The sequence below is a fragment of the Kocuria sabuli genome (assembly GCF_040981185.1).
GTDB lineage: Bacteria > Actinomycetota > Actinomycetes > Actinomycetales > Micrococcaceae > Kocuria > Kocuria sabuli.
On sequence record NZ_JAVHZE010000014.1, the window covers coordinates 34,723 to 50,994 of the forward strand.

The window sequence follows — 16,272 nt, forward strand, 5'->3', positions numbered from 1 at the left end:
TTCCCGAGGAGGATCCCATGACCACGACACCCAGCGCCGGGCGCGTGCGCACCTCCGGACAGCACGGCGGCGGATCCGGAGGCGGCTCCGCCGGCGGTGCGGTCGCCGCGCCCGGGGCGGTGCCCGTCGGCGGGGGAGGCGGCGGTGGCCGGCCCGCGCGCCTGGACCCCGCGGACCGGACGCAACTGGCCCGCCGGCCCGTGAGCCGGCGGCGCATCGCGGCACTGTTCGCCCCGCACCGGGGCAGGATCGCCGTCGTCGTCGTGCTCATCACCGCGGCGTCGGTGATCAACCTGGCCCAGCCGTTCCTGGTCCGCGGCGTCATCGACGACGCCCTGCCGAGCGGCGACACCGGCCTGCTCCTGCTGCTGACCGCCTCGATGGTGGGGGTAGCCGCGCTGACCGCCGTGATCGGCGTGGCCCAGACCTGGCTGGCCACCGCCATGGGCCAGCAGGTGATGCACGCGCTGCGCGTGGACCTGTTCACGCACCTGCAGGCGCAGTCGCTCGGGTTCTTCACCCGCACCCGGGGCGGGGAGGTCCAGTCGCGGCTCACGCACGACATCGCCGGCATGCAGTCGGTGGTCACCAGCTCCGCCACCGGTGTGGCGTCGAACCTCACGACGGCCGTGGCGACGGCCGTGGCGATGGTCGCGCTGTCCCCGGCGATGAGCCTGATCTCCCTGGTGGTCCTGCCGCCGGCCGTCTGGCTCTCCCGGCGCGTGGCCCTGATCCGGCGGGACGTCACCGACGAGCGCCAGCGCGAGCTCGCCCTGCTCCACACGCAGGTCGAGGAGGGCCTCTCCGTCTCCGGGGCCCGGCTGGCCAAGACCCTGGGCACCACCGCCCGGGACGCCGCCCGCTTCACGGCCCGTTCCGACCGGCTCCAGCACCTGGAGCTGCGCAGCCAGCTGGCCGGTCGCTGGCGGATGGCCACCATGCAGATCGTCTTCGCGGCGATCCCCGCCGTCGTCTACCTCGCCGCCGGGTTCCCGGCCACCGGCGGCGGGATGAGCATCGGCACCCTGGTGGCCTTCACCGCACTGCAGGGCGCCGTCTTCCGCCCGGTGATGGGCCTGCTCAACATCGGCGTGCAGTGGGTGACCGCGCTGGCCTTCTTCAGCCGGATCTTCGAGTACCTCGACCTGGAGCCGCAGATCAGGCCCCCGGGCGACCCCGTGCCGCTCGACCCCGGGGCCGTGCGCGGCGAGGTCCGCCTCGAGGGGGTGCGCTTCGCGTACGACGACGGCGCCGACGTCCTGCACGGCATCGACCTGACGCTGGCCGCGGGCACCACCACCGCCGTCGTCGGGCCCACCGGCTCCGGCAAGAGCACCCTGGGGTCCCTGCTGCCGCGGCTCAACGACGTCACGCACGGGCGGGTGAGCATCGACGGCACCGACGTGCGCGACGTCGCGCCGGTGGACCTCGCGCGGATCGTGGGGGTCGTCTCCCAGGAGACCTACCTCGTCCACGCCTCGGTGCGTGAGAACCTCCTGCTCGCCGCCCCGGACGCCTCCGACGCCACCCTGTGGGAGGCGCTCGGCGCGGCGCGCGTCGCCGACACGGTCGCCGGGCTGCCGGAGGGGCTGGACACCCTGGTCGGTGCCCGCGGCCACCGCTTCTCCGGCGGGGAGCAGCAGCGCCTGGCGATCGCGCGCACCCTCCTGCGCAATCCGCCCGTGCTCGTCCTGGACGAGGCCACCAGCGCGCTGGACAACACGACCGAGGCGCAGGTCCAGCACGCCCTGGACCGGCTCTCGGCCGGCCGGACGACCCTGACCATCGCGCACCGGCTCTCCACCGTGGAGAACGCGGACCAGGTGGTCGTGCTCGAGGCCGGCCGGATCGTCGAGCGCGGCACGCCCGCGCGGCTGCGGGCCGCCGGGGGCCCCTACGCCCGGCTCGCGGCGCGGGCCGGGCGCGGTGGCGAGATCGGGGCCGCGCCGGTGGCTCCGTAGCCGTGGCGCGCGCCGCCCCACGGGGTGCGTGCGGACGGTGGCCGCCGCACCGGCGCGGTGTCTGTCAAGCAACCCTCAGCCGGTCACGGGCACGGGCGCTTGGCGAGCTCGTTCGCCAGGGCGGAGGCCGAGGAGGCCGAGGAGTTGATCCGCCAGTCGGTCTCCTTGTCGTGGTGGAACCACACGAGCCCGGTCACGTCCGGCTGGGTGGCCAGGTAGTACACGAGGTGCGCGTTCCACTCGGCCTTGGAGCCGCCGGCCTCCGCGGAGGCGGTCTCTGCGACGACGATCTCCTTGCCCGGCGCCAGGCGGCGCATCTCGTCCAGGCCCCAGCCGAAGAGCTCCCACGGCTGCTGCCAGGTCGACCAGGACTGGGACGTGCCCCAGTTGTAGCCGTCCAGGCCGGCGACGTCGACGTAGTCGGCCCCGGGGTAGAGCCCGTCCAGGGGGGTGGAGCCCCAGTAGGGCACGTTCGGGTTCCAGACCCACTGCACGTTGTCGGCGCCGGCGGCGGTGAAGATGTCGTGGACGTGGCGGTAGGCCGCGACGTAGTCCCCGGCCCCGTTGCCGTTGACGCCCTCGGCCCACGGGTACCAGTTGCCGTTCATCTCGTGGCCGAACCGGAGCATCACCGGACCGCCCCAGTCGGCCAGCCGCGTCGCCCAGTCGGTGATGTGGGCGTCGTGGTCGCCCGCGGCGATCCGGTCCAGGGCGTAGGCCGGCTGGTCGGTCCCGCCGCCCCAGGCCCACGGCTCCCAGGTCAGCAGCGTGGTGGCCCCGGCCGAGCGGGCCTGCTCGAGCTCCCAGTACGGGACGGGCTGCTTGAAGTCCTTGTAGGACAGGATGATCGAGGGCTTCTCGCCGGTCAGCGACGCGACCTCGGCGAGCTCCTGGGAGGCCCCGGGTCCTCCGGGGGTGCCGACGCCGAAGCGCAGCGGGCAGGTGCGCACCTGCGGGTCCGTGGCGGTGGTGCCGGTGGTCGTCGTGGCGGACTTCTTGGTCACGACCTTCGGGGCGGCCTCGGCCGCGGGGATCGTCGACAGCGACAGGGCCGTGGCCACGACGAGGGCAGGGATCATGGGCAGACGGGGCATGGGGGTGCTCCTGGGCTCGCGGCACGTCCAGGAGGAGCACCGACAACGGAATTTGCAAAAGCATATACGTTGTCGGGCGCGAGTGCTTCACAAAAGCACATGAAGCGTGCGGTGCTCCCCGGTCCGCAGGCGCGGTGTGCCCGCGGGCCTCCTCCCCGGCGTCCGGTGCTGGGCGCCGGGGAGGAGGCCGAGATCAGGCCCGGAGCCGCCGGTGCCGGCGCAGGGCCCGGACGGGCAGTGCGGTCCCGGCGGCCAGCAGGCCCGCGGCCAGGCCGGCGGGCGGCCCCGGCTCCGCGGCGGCCGTCTGCAGGTTCAGGCCGGGGTTCACGGCCACGGGGGCGGGATCCGCCGGCGCGGCGGGTGCAGCGGGCACGACCGGTGCCTCCGGCACGGCGGGCTCCGCCGGGACGGACGGCGGGGTCCCAGGGCTCCCGGGCAGGGAGTCGGTGCCGCAGGCGCCGTGCCGGGCCTGGGCCAGGGCCAGGGCGATCAGGTTCTCGGCGGTGGCCTCGCCGAGGGACAGGGCCTTGATCAGGGTCGCGAAGGCGAGCTGCCCCGCCTGGAGGGACGCCCGGACCATGTTGATCTCCGGGGTGTCCAGGAGCGGGTACAGGAGGGGCAGGAGCTCGTCGATCCGCGCGCCGGCCGCCTGCGCGGCCTCCGCGTCACCGGCCCGGACCGCGGCCTCGCGCTGGGCCTCGACGGCGTTCAGCTCGGCCAGCACCGAGCCCCCGGCGGCCTCGGTGAGCGCGTCGTAGGTGCTCTGGGACACCGCCATGGCGGTGATCGTCTCCTCCATCTGGGTCAGCGCGGCGGGACTGGCCCCGGTCGCGGCCAGCGCGGCGTCCAGCTGGGCCGATGCGGCCGCGCACGCGGCGTCCTCGGGGGCGGCGACGGCCGCGGGGCCTCCCAGCAGGAGACCTCCCGCGAGGACGGCGGCGGAACCGGCGGCCACCCATCGTGTCAGAACAGGCATGTCGTGCTTCTCCTCGTTCGAGCGTCGGCCCCGGGGTGCTCCCCGGAGCCGCCAGCCGGCGGGACCCCGCTCGCCGGGCCGTCGGAGAACGGCGGCGGAGCGGGGCTGTCGTGCTGCGGGTCGGCCGGCCGTGCGGGACGGAGCACGGGGTCGTCGCGGCCCCGGTCGGGCCGGCGGACTGCTGTGGACACAAAATAGAACCTGACCAGCGCATTCACAAGAGTGAACGGACGGATGACGGGTACGGGAGGAGCGCGGTCCCGTGCGGGCCGGCCTCCGGGGCGCGCTCCGCCCGTGCTGCGGGCCGTGGCCGCCCGTCAGGACGGGTGGGGAGGGCGCGGGGACCGGGCGACGGCCCGCCGTCCGGTGCGCCCGCGGCACACGGCTCCGCTCCCACGGTGCGGTGCCCGTGCCGCGGGCGGCGTCCTGGACTCCCAGGACGGCGGGCGCCCGGTCAGGGCGTGAGGTCCCGGTCCTCGTCCCGGGCGTGCTTGTCGACGACCGCCCAGAACAGGTCCTCCGGGACCGCCTCGAGATCGGGGTGGATGGCGGCCAGCTCGTCGATGACGGCGGCGACGTCGTAGTGGGCGTGCACGTCCCCGCGCCGGGCGAGCCGGTTCGCGGCGATCAGGCCCTCGACGTAGGCGGCGTGGTCGGTGTCGGTGAAGGCGCTCAGCACCGCGTCGGCCCACAGCTGCTCGAACTCCGGGTGCCCCTCCGTGACCACGCGCGCGGGGAGCGCGTCGGGCTCCGCGGTGTCGAGGGTCGCGGGGCCGCACACCAGGCCGGTGGCCTTGGCGAAGCGGGTGCCGTCGTCGACCGTGACGGTGCGCTCGGACTCGTCGACGACGGTGTGCCGCTCGGTGCGCAGCCCCGTTCCACCGCGGATCACCACGGCGCGGGTGCCGACGCCGGTCGCGCCGCGGACGGTGTCGTGGTGGTGGTCGGTCACGGCGTTCGCTCCTCGGGCTCGGGACGGGGACACGGCGCTCGCCCCGGTGGTCGACGGGCCTCAGCAGCTGTCGTCACCGACCGTGCGGAGCGGCCCGGGTGCACCGGGGCCGGTCCGCCGGGGCCGGCCGGGTGGGCCATGATGGACTCCGGGCCCGGCACGTCCTCGCGTTCGACCCGCGCCCGCCCTCCACCGTACGCCCCCGCCGAAGGACCTGACCATGCACCGTGCCGAGCCGCCCGCCGACCGAGGCCACCGGGGGGCCGCGCCGCGGGCGTGGCTGCTCATGGTCTGCATCGGGCTGGTGGCCCTGACCCTGCGCAGCCCCATCGTCGCCCTCGCACCGGTGCTCGGGGAGCTGCGGGAGGACCTGGGGCTCTCGGCAGCCGAGGCCGGGCTGCTCACGAGCATCCCGGTGCTGTGCTTCGCTCTCGCCTCTCCGCTGGCGTCGCTGGCGATCCGCCGCTTCGGGGTGGAGTTCGCGATCACCCTCACCCTCCTGGGCGTGCTGGCCGGCACGGTGCTGCGCTCGGCCGGGGACACGGCGGCGACGATGCTGGGCACCGTGGTGATCGGGGTGGCCATCACCGTGGGCAACATCGCCGTGCCCCTCATCATCCGCAGGGACTTCCCGGTGCGCCGGCAGGCGGCGGCCACCGGCATCTACACCGCCGCGCTCAACATCGGCTCGACCCTCGCGGCCCTGCTCACGGCCCCGATCGCGGCGGCGGCCGGCTGGCGGATCGGTCTCGCGTCGTCGGTGCTGGCGGTCCTCGTGGGTCTGGCGGTGTGGCTGCCGGCGCTCGGACGGCGCCGCGCCCTCGTGCCCGCACCCCGGGCCCGGCCGGCGACGAGACCCGCCGGACGGGCCGGCGGCCGGTGGGCCGCCGCCGGTCTCGCGGCCGGGTTCTCGGGCCAGGCCTTCGCGTTCTACGGCGTCACGGCCTGGCTGCCGACCCTGCTCGTGGACGTCGTGGCGATGTCCACCGTCGAGGCCGGGGCGGCGTCCTCCTTCTTCCAGGTCTTCGCGATCGCGGGGGCGCTCGGCGTGCCGCTGGCGGCTCGCCGGGTCAGCACGACGACGGTGGCCGGCGCCGTGGGCGCGACCTGGCTGTTCCTGCCCGTGGGCCTCCTGCTGGCCCCGGAGCAGTGGTGGGCCTGGACGGCCCTGGGCGGCGTGGCCCAGGGCGGCGGCATCACCGTGATCTTCATCGCCATCATGCGCCTGGCCCACGACGGCCCCTCGGCCGGGCGCATCTCCGCGGTGGTGCAGGGCGTCGGCTACGGGTTCGGCGCCCTGGCCCCGGCCGTCCTCGGCTTCGTGCACGAGCGCACCGGGACCTGGTCCGCGTCGTTGCTGGTCGTGCTGGCCGCCACGGCCACGTACCTCGTGTGCACCACGCTGGCGGTGCGCAGCGTCGCCCGCCGTCCCCGGTGACCGCACTCGGGGTGCGGCGGGGGAGCCCCGGACACGCGAACGGCGCCGCCGGACGAGGTCGGGCGGCGCCGAGGGGCGCGGTGAGGCTCTGGGCTCAGCCCACGCCGATCACGGCGCGGAAGAAGTCGAGGAACATGCCCAGGATCGCGGTGAAGTTGGGGTTGAAGAACGCGTCGAATTTGCCGGAGAGCTCGATCATGAAAGTTCCTTCCGAAGGGGGGGCGGGGGGAAGTCCGGGCGGCCGCGGGGGAGCGGTGCCCGGGGCCCAATCTAGCCGACGCGTTCGCTGCTGCGAATGGCCTTTCGTTCAGTTCTCGGCCGGCGCCGGGCGCCACGGCCACCCGGCCGGTGTCCGCGGGCCCGGCCGCCGGTGGCCCGACCGGTGCCGGAACCCCGCCGCGATCCCCGACCCCCAGGCGCTCAGCGGGCGGACGGGCCGAGGCCCACGCGCTCGGCGCTGTGCTCCCAGAGGGCGTCGGCGAGCGCGTCGTCGTGGGCCCGGGGGTTCGTCCGGGCCGGTCTCTTCTTCTCGTAGTAGCCCCCGGAGCGCCAGTCCCGCCCGGGGGTCCCCTCGGCCAGCCACACCAGGGTCTCCGCGCCCCGCTCGGGACTGATCATGAGCCGGCGGCCCAGGGGGGTGCGGTACAGGAAGCGCAGGGGAGTGCTGGTGGCAGAGGCGAAGTTGGTCGCCACGCCACCGGGGTGGAACGCCGCGGCGGCCGGCCCGTGCCGGCGGGCCAGGGCGCGGGCGAAGAGGATGTTGGCGAGCTTGCTGTCCCCGTAGGCCCGGTGGGGGGACCACCCCCGGGGGTCGCCGAGGTCCTCCGGGCGCAGCCGGCCGAGACGGGCGGCCACGCTCGAGGTGTTGACCACGGCGGCCCCGTCGGCCGTCAGCCGGTCCAGGAGCAGCTGGGTGAGCAGGAAGGGCGCCAGGTGGTTGACCTGCCACGTTCTCTCGTGCCCGTCCGGGGTGAGCTCGCGGTGGTCGAAGATCCCGCCCGCGTTGTTGACCAGCACGTCGATGCGCGGGACGGCCCGGCGCAGGTCCTGGGCGAGCCGGCGCACGTCGTCGAGCCGGGCGAAGTCGGCGCTGAAGTGCCGCGCCCCGAGGGGGCGGGCCACCGCCTCGGCCTTCTCCGCCGAGCGGCCGACGACCACCACCTCGTGCCCTACGCCGGCGAGCCGGCGCGCGGCGGCGGCGCCGATGCCGTCGCTGGCGCCGGTGATCACGATCGTGCGCGGGTCGCTGCTCTGCTGCTCCATGGGGCCTCCTCGGAAGATCCGGCGTCGGCCCCAGGGTACCGGTGCCCTCCGGGCTAGCGGGCAGGGACCGGCGGCCGGGCGGAATAAGCGGCCGGGCGGAATAAGCGGCCGGGCGGAGCCGTTGCGGCACGCATGACGGAAAACACCGGCACCACGACCTCGACCGTGCCCGCCACCATCGACCTCCCGGACCTCGGCACCGTCCACCGCCTCGGCTTCGGCGCCATGCGCATCGTGGGCGAGGGCGTGTGGGGCGAGCCCGCCGACCGCCCCAACGCCGTGCGCGTGCTCCGCCGGGCCGTGGAGCTGGGCGTCGACTTCATCGACACCGCCGACGCCTACGGACCCGACGTCAGCGAGCAGCTCATCGCCGAGGCCCTCCACCCCTACCCCGCCGGCCTGCGGATCGCCACCAAGGTCGGCTTCGCCCGCACCGGCCCGGGCGAGTGGATCCCGCTGGGCCGGCCCGAGTACCTGCGCCAGCAGACCGAGCTGAGCCTGCGCAAGCTGCGGGTCGACGCCCTCGACCTGCTCCAGCTGCACCGGATCGACCCGGGGGTTCCCGCCGAGGAGCAGTTCGGGACCCTGCGCGAGCTCCAGGACGAGGGGAAGGTCAGGGCCCTGGGCCTGTCCGAGGTCACGGTCGAGCAGCTCGCGGCCGCGGGGGAGCACTTCACGGTCTCCACCGTGCAGAACCGCTTCAACCTCACCGACCGCGCCTCCCAGGACGTCCTGGACCACGCCGCGGAGCACGGCATCGGCTTCATCCCCTGGGCCCCGATCTCGGCGGGCGAGCTGGCCCGGCCCGGCGGCCCGGTCGCCGAGGCCGCCCGGCGCCTCGGCGCCACCACCTCCCAGGTGGCCCTCGCCTGGCTGCTGCGGCACTCCCCGGTGCTCATGCCGATCCCGGGCACCGCCTCCCTCGAGCACCTCGAGGAGAACATGGGCGCCGCGGACCTCCGGCTCGACGACGCGACCTACGAGGAGCTCACCGCCGCCGGCTGAGCAGCCCTGTCCCCGCGACCCACCGCACCGACACCACACCCGAGGAGGAACCCGTCATGGCTCGTGTTCTGATGATCGTCTCGGCCGCAGACTCCCTCACCATGCGCGACGGCACCGAGCACCCCACCGGCTTCTGGGCCGAGGAGCTCGTCGTCGCCCACCAGGTGCTGCGCGAGGCCGGGCACACCGTCGAGCTCGCCACCCCGGGCGGGCGCCGGCCCACCGTGGACCAGGCCAGCCTGGCCCCCGGGACGGCCGGGGGCCAGGAGGAGGCCGACGGGTTCCGCGCCTACCTGGAGCGGATCGACGCGGAGCTCTCCGCGCCCCTGGTCCTGTCCGAGGTCGACCCGGGCGACTACGACGCCCTCGTGCTGCCCGGCGGCCACGGACCGATGGCCGACCTCGTGCACGATGCGTCCCTGGGCCGGATCCTCTCCTCCGCCGACCGGGCCGGCCGGCTCATCGCCCCGTTCTGCCACGGCCCCGCCGGTCTGCTCAGCGCCCAGGACGACGGCACCTTCCTCTTCGCCGGGCGGCGGATGACCGCCTTCACCAACGAGGAGGAGCTGGGCGGGGGCACCGGCGAGAACACGCCCTGGTTCCTGGAGACCGTGCTGCGGGAGAAGGGGGCCGTCGTGGAGACCGGGCCCGCCTGGTCCAGCCACGTCGTGCGCGACGCCCACCTCGTGACCGGGCAGAACCCCCAGTCCAGCCGCGCCGTCGCCGAGGTCGTCCTGGAGGCGCTCGCGGAGTGAGGCCCCACGCCGGCGGGCGCGACCCCCGGCCCGCCGGGGCCGCGCCCACCGGCGCGTGCGGATCCCCGTGCCCGGGGCCTTGACCGCCGAGTGGCCGACCCGTCAGAATCCGAAGCGGTTCAGCAGCGAGCCCGACCACACCTCCTCGTGCCGAGAAGGATGCGCACATGGGCCCGCTGCCTGCTCCCGCCGATCCGTTCGCCGACGCCCACTACGTCCTGCCGCTGAAGTGGACCGACGACGAGGTCCTGCCCGACCTCGTCCGCTATCTCACCGAGGTCGTCCGGTGGCTTCCGGTGACCGTCGTGGACGGCTCCGCGGACGAGCTCTTCGCCGCCCACCGGCGCGCCCTCCCCGAGGCCGTGCGGCACCTGCGCCCGGAGCCGTGGCCCGGGGCCAACGGCAAGGTCGGCGGCGTCATGACCGGCGTGCGCCGCACGCCCCAGGAGCGGATCGTCCTGGCCGACGACGACGTGCGCTACACGCGGGAGGCCCTGGCCGCGGTGGTCGGCCTGCTGGCGGACGCGGAGCTGGTCCGCCCGCAGAACTACTTCCTCGACCTGCCCTGGCACGCCCGCTGGGACACCGGCCGCACCCTGCTCAACCGTGCCCTGGGCGGCGACTACCCCGGGACGCTGGGCGTGCGCCGCTCGGCCCTCGTCGGCGCCGGCGGCTACGACGGCGACGTCCTCTTCGAGAACCTCGAGCTCATCCGCACCGTCACCGCCGCCGGCGGGCGCGAGGTCCGGGCCCTGGACGTGCTCGTGGGGCGGGTCCCGCCCAGCGCGGCCCACTTCGGCGGCCAGCGGGTGCGGCAGGCCTACGACGACTTCGCGCAGCCGGCGCGGCTGGCCGTCGAGCTCTCGCTGCTGCCCCTGCTGGGCTGGGCCGCCCGCCGCCCCGTCCGTCTGGCCGGGCTGGGCCTGCTCGTCTGCGCGGTGGCCGAGGCGGGGCGGCGGCGCGCCGGGGGCCGGAGGGTCTATCCGCCCGGGACCGTGCTGTGGGCCCCGGCGTGGGTGCTCGAGCGCTCGGTGTGCGTGTGGGCGGCGCTGGGCGCCCGGCTGCGCGGTGGCGTGCCCTACGCCGGCTCGCGGCTGCGCACCGCGGGGCACTCCCGGGCCGCCCTGCGCCGGCGGCTGCGGGGGCGCCCGGCCTCTGGCGGGGACGCGGGCGGCGAGCGCCGGGGCCCGGGCGGCCGGCACGGCGTCGCGGAAGACCGGGAACGTGCGGCGGAGGGGACGGCCGCTGTCCGCGGGAACGCACGTCATCCCCCACTTCTGCCGGCGGAACCGGTGGAACGGGACGGCGACGATCTCCACGGAGGGCAGGGCACCGGGACGCTGGTCGAGCACAGCAGGTCCTCTCGGGGGCAGTGACGGACCGTCCCGGCCGGACCGGTGGGGGATCCGCCGGCCGGGGACCTGGCCGGGCCCATGCCACCGCGCCGGGCTGCGCTGCCGGCTCCGCTCTCCCGCGCGTCCCCGTCCGGGCGGTATGCTCAGCACACTGATCGAGTGAGGAGACGCATGTTCACCGCGCACGTGGCCGACGGCATCCACCGCATCACCCACGCCCATGTCAACTGCTATCTCGTCGAGGACGACGACGGCGTCACCCTCGTGGACGCCGGGCTGCCCAGCATGTGGCCCATGCTCCTGGCGGCCCTGGAGGACCGGGGGCGGCGTCCCGACGAGGTGCGGGCGCTCGTGCTCACGCACGCGCACTTCGACCACGTCGGCTTCGCCCGCCGCGCCCAGGAGGAGTGGGGCCTGCCGGTGCTCGGGCACCCGGACGACGCGCGCCTGGCCGCCCACCCGTACCGGTACCGCCCGGAGCGCAACCGCTTCCTCTATCCCTTCGGCCACCCCCGGTCGCTGCCGCTGCTGGGCCGGATGGCGGCCGCCGGGGCGCTGACCGTGAAGGGGGTGCGGGACCTGCGCCCCCTGGAGACGGGAACGGCGCTGCCGGTCCCCGGCCGGCCGGTCGTGGTGCACACCCCCGGCCACACGGACGGGCACTGCATCCTGGACCTGCCCGACCGCGGCGCCGTGCTCAGCGGGGACGCGCTCGTGACCCTCGACCCCTACACCGGCCGGCGCGGCCCGCAGATCGTCGCGGCGGCCGCGACCAAGGACACGGCCGTGGCACTGGACTCCCTCGACGCCGTGGCCGCCACCGGGGCCGGGACCGTGCTGCCCGGCCACGGGGACCGCTGGACCCAGGGCGCCGAGGCCGCCGCACGGCACGCCCGCGCGGTGGGCGCCCACTGAGCCGGCACGCGGGGGGCCCGGGACGGACGGATCCGTCCCGGGCCCCCCGCGTGCCGGTCGGCGCCGGGCCTACTCCCGGTTGAGCTTGTCCTGGATCGCGCCGGCGGCCTTCTCCACCCGGTTGGGGACCTCGGTGGTGCCGTAGAACCGGGCGTCCGGGTGCGTGGGAGGCGGCATCGGCACGCCCTCCATGGGCTCCGCCCGGTACCCGAAGGTCCCGTTGCCGTCCGGGGTCGGCCCGGAGGCCCAGGAGCCCTCGGCGGCGGCGGCGCCGTCGGAGAAGTTGTAGTAGTCGTAGGAGAACTCCGTGGCCTCCTTGGACTGCGGGAAGTTGGAGGGCACCGGCATCTGCTCGAGTCCGTCCTCCTGCAGCTCCTTGACCGCGGCCATCCACTGGTTCTGGTGCATGGTGTCGCGGGCCAGCAGGAAGGAGAGCATGTCCCGGATGCCCTTGTCGTCGGTCATGTGGTACAGCCGGGCCACCTGGGTCCGGCCCTGCATCTCCGCGTTCACGTTGGAGCTCATGTCCGCGAGCAGGTTGCCGCTGGCGGTGACGTAGGAGCCGGACCAGGGGTTGCCCATGGAGTCCACCGGGCGGGCGCCGGCGCCGGCCACGATGGCGTGCTGGAGGTCGGTGCCGCCGATGACCGCCGCGACCGCGGGGTCCCCCTGCACGGCCTCCTCCGTGATGCCCAGCGGGGCCTTCTCGAGCAGCTGCGCGACCATCGTGGCGAGCATCTCGATGTGGCCGAACTCCTCGGCGGCCGTGCCGAAGAGCAGGTCACGGTACTTGCCGGGGATGTGGGCGTTCCAGGCCTGGAAGCTGTACTGCATCGCCACGGTGATCTCGCCGTACTGGCCGCCGATCACCTCCTGGAGCTTGCGCGCGTACACCGCGTCGGGGGCTTCCGGGGTGGCGTTGTACTGGAGTTTCTGCTGGTGGAAGAACATGCTGACCTCCGTCGTGGACTGCAGTGGTCCCGTGGTCGGGAGGCACTCGTCCGCCCCGCCGCACCTCGGGTAAGGCCACCCTAATCCGGCTCGCCCGAGATGTGAAGTGTGCTGATGAAAGGGGCGCGTCCGGCCGGACGGTGGGCGGGGGGCATCCGCGCCGCCGGACCGCCCGCTGCCGTGCCCCGCCCCCGGAGTTCCGGGAGGCGGGGCACGGGGCTCACCACCCGGTGACCCAGACCTGACCGGTCACGGAGGACCAGTTGACCTTGTAGCCGTTGGAGAAGCGCTGGTAGACCGTGGTCCCGTACTGGATCTCGTCGGTGACCGGGTAGCCGTAGCCGCGCTCGAAGCCCGCGGCCTTCCAGGCCCGGCCGATCGCGCCGGTCTCCTTCACCGCCCGTGCCCCGTGGGCCCGGGTCCACAGCACCTTGGTGAGCGCGCCGTCCTTGGAGTACACCTGGTAGGAGGAGCCGTCGGGGAGCCGGCGCTCCTCCGTGGTGGGGTAGCCGTAGCCGTTCTCGCGTCCGGCGGCCACGAACTTCTGGCCGATCGTCGTGGCGTTCTCGACCCAGTGGGCCCCGGTGGCCGGGCTCCAGTAGAGGGTGCTCTTGCGCCCGTTGAGCGAGAACTCCTGGTACACGCCGCCGGCGCGCAGGCCGCCGAGCTCGGGCGTCACCGGCACCCCCAGCACGGAGGCCCCGCCCAGGGCGTGGTACTTCGAGCCGATGGCGCCGGCCACGCCGTAGCCGGCCGGGTTCTGGACCGGCGCCACCGGCTGCGACGTCTCGTAGCTGTAGGAGGGGGTGCCGACCACGCTCGCCGTGGTGTCCGCGGGCGCGCCGCCGTTGGCGTAGCCGTAGAGGTTCACGGTGGAGAGCACCTGCCAGGGCTGGCCCGTGTTCTCGAGCCTGCCGTCCGCGTAGGTGAGGCCGACGCCGATCACCTCGTGGCGGGGGTCCTTGATGGCCTTGTCGTGGGCGGGGGAGGACTTCCACCACGCCACCAGCGCCCGCACGTCCCGGTGGTACTCCAGGGCGATGACCTCGTTCGCGCTGGTCCAGGGCCCGGTGCGGGGGTCGGTGAGGAAGCTGGTGCTGTGGGAGAACTTCTCCTCGACCACCTGCCGATCGGACTCCCGCTGGACCACCTGGGACAGCGTGGCCGAGTACTTCAGCGGCTTCACCCCGAGGGACGCCCGGTACCGGTTGATCTCGTCGAGGATGAGCTGGGCGTCGGTCTGCCGCGTGGCCGCGTCGACCTGGACGATGTCCTGCGCGGCCGCCTGGGCCGCCGGGGCGGCGAGCAGGGACGTGCCCGCGAGGGTGGTGACGCCGATTCCGGCGGAGAGGGCCAGAGCGGCCATGCGGCCGTGACGGCGCACGGGGGCGCAGCGGTGTTTCGCCATGGGTGCTTCTGCTTCCTGGTCTGTCTGCACGCACGGGGAAATTGGGGGTCTCCGCGCGGCGGGGGGCTATCGTCGTCCGGCCGGACGACGAGACAGATTGGGCTGGGGAAGGCGCCCAGGAAGATGCTAGGGAATTCTGATTGCAAATCGAGAATGTGTGTAATTGTTTCGTGACCTTCGGTGCGGACACGGTTCCGGTGCCGGATCTCCCGCACCGGAGGACCGGCTCTGGTTATAGTGCCCGGTTTCGCGGCACGGCCCCGGCCGGTCCGGGCGCCACCGACCGCGCGGCCCGGAGCGATAGGCTGGCAGAGCACACGCGGAGAGGAGCTCGATGACCGACCACGCCACCCGTACCACCGGCCGCCGGCGCGCGCTCCTGCTGGCTCCGGTCGTGGCGGCCGCCCTGGCCCTGGCCGGGTGCGGCCCCGACCTCGACACGCCGGAGGGGACGGTCCGGGCCTTCGTGGACGCGATGGCCGAGCGCGACTGGGAGAGCGCCTGCGGGCTGCTCTCCCACGACCTCGTCCACCGGTCCATGGACGGGAACTCCCAGTATTGCCCCGCATACCTGGAGCGCTGGCACCAGGACACCACCCTCTACCGCACGCTCGTGGTCGAGGGCGAGGCCACCGCGACCACGGAGGGCCACCGGCTGGAGGTCGCCCCCGAGGACGCGCCCGACCGGGCCGAGGAGGTCACCGTGGTGGAGGAGTCGGGCCGCCTCGTGCTGGTGCGCTATCCCGGCCGCGACACCGCCGACCGCTGACCGCACCCCGCTGACCGCCACCCGCTGACCGCATCCCGCGTGCGCATCCGCCCGCAGGGCACAGGAAGGACCGCCATGACCGATCCGCAGACCGTTCCCGCCGCCCCGGCGGCGTCGTCGTCGCCCGAGGGGGAGACCGTCGAGATCTGCCGCAACCTGATCCGGATCGACACCTCCAACTACGGCAGCGGGGACGCCAAGGGCGAGCGGCGGGCCGCGGAGTACGTCGCCGGCCTGATCGAGGAGGTCGGGCTGACGACGACGCTGCTGGAGTCCGCGCCCGGGCGCGCCAACGTCTTCGCCCGGCTGGAGGGCACCGACCCGTCCGCGGACGCGCTGCTGGTGCACGGGCACCTCGACGTGGTGCCCGCGATCGCCGCGGACTGGTCCGTGGACCCGTTCGCCGGGGAGCTCAAGGACGGCATGATCTGGGGCCGCGGCGCCGTGGACATGAAGGACATGGACGCCATGATGATCTCCGTGCTGCGGCACATGGTGCGCAGCGGCACCCGGCCCCGGCGCGACATCGTCTTCGGGTTCTTCGCCGACGAGGAGGCGGGGATGGCCTACGGCTCGCACTGGATCGCGCAGCACCACCGAGGGCTCTTCGACGGGGTCACCGACGCGATCAGCGAGGTGGGCGGCTATTCCGCGACCATCGGCGGCCGGCGCGCCTACCTGCTGCAGACGGCCGAGAAGGGCCTGATGTGGCTGCGGCTCAACGCCCAGGGCACGGCCGGGCACGGGTCCCAGATCAACGACGACAACCCCGTCACCCGCCTCTCCGGCGCCCTGGCCAACATCGGGCAGTACCAGTGGCCGGTGGAGCTGACCAAGACCACCCGCGCGTTCCTCGACTCCGTCACGGAGCTCACGGGGGTCGAGTTCGACCCGCAGAACCCCCAGCGGCTGCTCGCCGAGCTCGGGTCCGTGGCCCGCTTCGTGGGAGCGACCCTGCAGACCACCGCCAATCCGACGATGCTCGAGGCCGGGTACAAGGTCAACGTCGTCCCGGGCTCGGCGCAGGCCGGGCTGGACGTGCGCTACCTCCCGGGCCAGCGCGAGATCGTGCTGGAGAAGCTGGCCGAGCTGGCCGGCGAGGGCGTGGACTTCGAGTTCGAGTCCGACGACATCGCCCTCGAGGTCCCCTTCTCCGGCAACGTGGTCGACGCCATGGTCTCCGCCCTGCACGCCGAGGACCCGGGAGCGGTCGTGCTGCCCTACATGCTCTCCGGCGGCACGGACAACAAGTCCCTGGACCCGCTGGGGATCACCGGCTACGGGTTCGTGCCCCTGCGGCTGCCGGACGAGCTGGACTTCCCCGCGATGTTCCACGGCGTCGACGAGCGGGTGCCCACGGACTCCCTGGAGTTCGGCTCCCGGGTCCTGCACCGGCTGCTCAGCGCGTACTGACCCGCCGCGCCCCGACC

General features: G+C 74.6%; 14 protein-coding genes. 8 read left to right on the forward strand and 6 right to left on the reverse strand.

Going from position 1 to position 16,272, the window contains the following annotated elements:
* Positions 1-17: 17 nt before the first annotated feature.
* A complete protein-coding gene (locus RE027_RS13265; RefSeq protein ID WP_368808749.1) occupies positions 18-1,961 on the forward strand; it encodes an ABC transporter ATP-binding protein in 1,944 nt (647 codons plus the stop codon).
* Between the two features lie 83 nt (positions 1,962-2,044).
* Here RE027_RS13265 and RE027_RS13270 read toward each other — a convergent pair whose 3' ends face one another.
* The 3 genes from RE027_RS13270 to RE027_RS13280 all read right to left on the reverse strand — a co-directional run bounded on the left by RE027_RS13270 (position 2,045) and on the right by RE027_RS13280 (position 4,983).
* On the reverse strand, positions 2,045-3,055 hold the full coding sequence (locus tag RE027_RS13270; protein ID WP_368808750.1) for a glycoside hydrolase family 26 protein: 1,011 nt from the start codon (positions 3,053-3,055) through the stop codon (positions 2,045-2,047).
* A gap of 193 nt (positions 3,056-3,248) precedes the next feature.
* Positions 3,249-4,031, reverse strand: a complete 783-nt coding sequence (locus tag RE027_RS13275; protein WP_368808751.1) for a hypothetical protein — start codon at positions 4,029-4,031, stop codon at positions 3,249-3,251.
* 454 nt (positions 4,032-4,485) lie between these two features.
* Positions 4,486-4,983 carry a hypothetical protein gene (locus RE027_RS13280; RefSeq protein WP_368808752.1) on the reverse strand — a complete coding sequence of 166 codons (498 nt, stop codon included), beginning with the start codon at positions 4,981-4,983 and terminating at the stop codon, positions 4,486-4,488.
* 220 nt (positions 4,984-5,203) lie between these two features.
* Between RE027_RS13280 and RE027_RS13285 the strand changes: the two genes are divergently transcribed.
* A complete protein-coding gene (locus RE027_RS13285; protein WP_368808753.1) occupies positions 5,204-6,421 on the forward strand; it encodes an MFS transporter in 1,218 nt (405 codons plus the stop codon).
* 420 nt (positions 6,422-6,841) lie between these two features.
* On the opposite strand, the gene RE027_RS13290 is transcribed toward RE027_RS13285, so the two are convergent.
* Complete coding sequence (locus RE027_RS13290; RefSeq protein WP_368808754.1) at positions 6,842-7,684, reverse strand: SDR family NAD(P)-dependent oxidoreductase; 843 nt, start codon at positions 7,682-7,684, stop codon at positions 6,842-6,844.
* A gap of 132 nt (positions 7,685-7,816) precedes the next feature.
* Between RE027_RS13290 and RE027_RS13295 the strand changes: the two genes are divergently transcribed.
* The 4 genes from RE027_RS13295 (at position 7,817) to RE027_RS13310 (ending at position 11,714) form a co-directional block, all read left to right on the forward strand.
* Positions 7,817-8,689: an aldo/keto reductase gene (locus tag RE027_RS13295; RefSeq protein ID WP_368808755.1), complete on the forward strand. Its 873-nt coding sequence runs from the start codon at positions 7,817-7,819 to the stop codon at positions 8,687-8,689.
* A gap of 56 nt (positions 8,690-8,745) precedes the next feature.
* Positions 8,746-9,444: a type 1 glutamine amidotransferase domain-containing protein gene (locus RE027_RS13300; protein ID WP_368808756.1), complete on the forward strand. Its 699-nt coding sequence runs from the start codon at positions 8,746-8,748 to the stop codon at positions 9,442-9,444.
* Between the two features lie 167 nt (positions 9,445-9,611).
* Positions 9,612-10,820: a glycosyltransferase family 2 protein gene (locus tag RE027_RS13305; RefSeq protein WP_368808757.1), complete on the forward strand. Its 1,209-nt coding sequence runs from the start codon at positions 9,612-9,614 to the stop codon at positions 10,818-10,820.
* 150 nt (positions 10,821-10,970) lie between these two features.
* A complete protein-coding gene (locus tag RE027_RS13310; RefSeq protein ID WP_368808758.1) occupies positions 10,971-11,714 on the forward strand; it encodes an MBL fold metallo-hydrolase in 744 nt (247 codons plus the stop codon).
* A 69-nt stretch (positions 11,715-11,783) separates the two neighbouring features.
* On the opposite strand, the gene RE027_RS13315 is transcribed toward RE027_RS13310, so the two are convergent.
* Both RE027_RS13315 and RE027_RS13320 read right to left on the reverse strand, forming a co-directional pair.
* A complete protein-coding gene (locus RE027_RS13315) occupies positions 11,784-12,665 on the reverse strand; it encodes a manganese catalase (RefSeq protein ID WP_368808759.1) in 882 nt (293 codons plus the stop codon).
* Positions 12,666-12,885: 220 nt separating this feature from the next.
* The gene (locus tag RE027_RS13320) at positions 12,886-14,073 is read right to left on the reverse strand and encodes a CAP domain-containing protein (protein ID WP_368808760.1); all 1,188 of its coding nucleotides are present in this window, start codon (positions 14,071-14,073) and stop codon (positions 12,886-12,888) included.
* A 334-nt stretch (positions 14,074-14,407) separates the two neighbouring features.
* Between RE027_RS13320 and RE027_RS13325 the strand changes: the two genes are divergently transcribed.
* Positions 14,408-14,842 (forward strand): hypothetical protein, encoded by a 435-nt coding sequence (locus tag RE027_RS13325; RefSeq protein ID WP_368808761.1) that lies wholly within the window; start codon positions 14,408-14,410, stop codon positions 14,840-14,842.
* Positions 14,843-14,917: 75 nt separating this feature from the next.
* Complete coding sequence (locus RE027_RS13330) at positions 14,918-16,255, forward strand: M20/M25/M40 family metallo-hydrolase (protein WP_368808762.1); 1,338 nt, start codon at positions 14,918-14,920, stop codon at positions 16,253-16,255.
* Positions 16,256-16,272: the final 17 nt, after the last annotated feature.

Coding starts and splice junctions, on each gene's coding strand:
- RE027_RS13265 (WP_368808749.1), top strand. CDS start 18: ATGACCACGACACCCAGCGCCGGGCGCGTGCGCACCTCCGGACAGCAC.
- RE027_RS13270 (WP_368808750.1), bottom strand. CDS start 3,055: ATGCCCCGTCTGCCCATGATCCCTGCCCTCGTCGTGGCCACGGCCCTG.
- RE027_RS13275 (WP_368808751.1), bottom strand. CDS start 4,031: ATGCCTGTTCTGACACGATGGGTGGCCGCCGGTTCCGCCGCCGTCCTC.
- RE027_RS13285 (WP_368808753.1), top strand. CDS start 5,204: ATGCACCGTGCCGAGCCGCCCGCCGACCGAGGCCACCGGGGGGCCGCG.
- RE027_RS13290 (WP_368808754.1), bottom strand. CDS start 7,684: ATGGAGCAGCAGAGCAGCGACCCGCGCACGATCGTGATCACCGGCGCC.
- RE027_RS13295 (WP_368808755.1), top strand. CDS start 7,817: ATGACGGAAAACACCGGCACCACGACCTCGACCGTGCCCGCCACCATC.
- RE027_RS13300 (WP_368808756.1), top strand. CDS start 8,746: ATGGCTCGTGTTCTGATGATCGTCTCGGCCGCAGACTCCCTCACCATG.
- RE027_RS13305 (WP_368808757.1), top strand. CDS start 9,612: ATGGGCCCGCTGCCTGCTCCCGCCGATCCGTTCGCCGACGCCCACTAC.
- RE027_RS13310 (WP_368808758.1), top strand. CDS start 10,971: ATGTTCACCGCGCACGTGGCCGACGGCATCCACCGCATCACCCACGCC.
- RE027_RS13315 (WP_368808759.1), bottom strand. CDS start 12,665: ATGTTCTTCCACCAGCAGAAACTCCAGTACAACGCCACCCCGGAAGCC.
- RE027_RS13320 (WP_368808760.1), bottom strand. CDS start 14,073: ATGGCGAAACACCGCTGCGCCCCCGTGCGCCGTCACGGCCGCATGGCC.
- RE027_RS13325 (WP_368808761.1), top strand. CDS start 14,408: ATGACCGACCACGCCACCCGTACCACCGGCCGCCGGCGCGCGCTCCTG.
- RE027_RS13330 (WP_368808762.1), top strand. CDS start 14,918: ATGACCGATCCGCAGACCGTTCCCGCCGCCCCGGCGGCGTCGTCGTCG.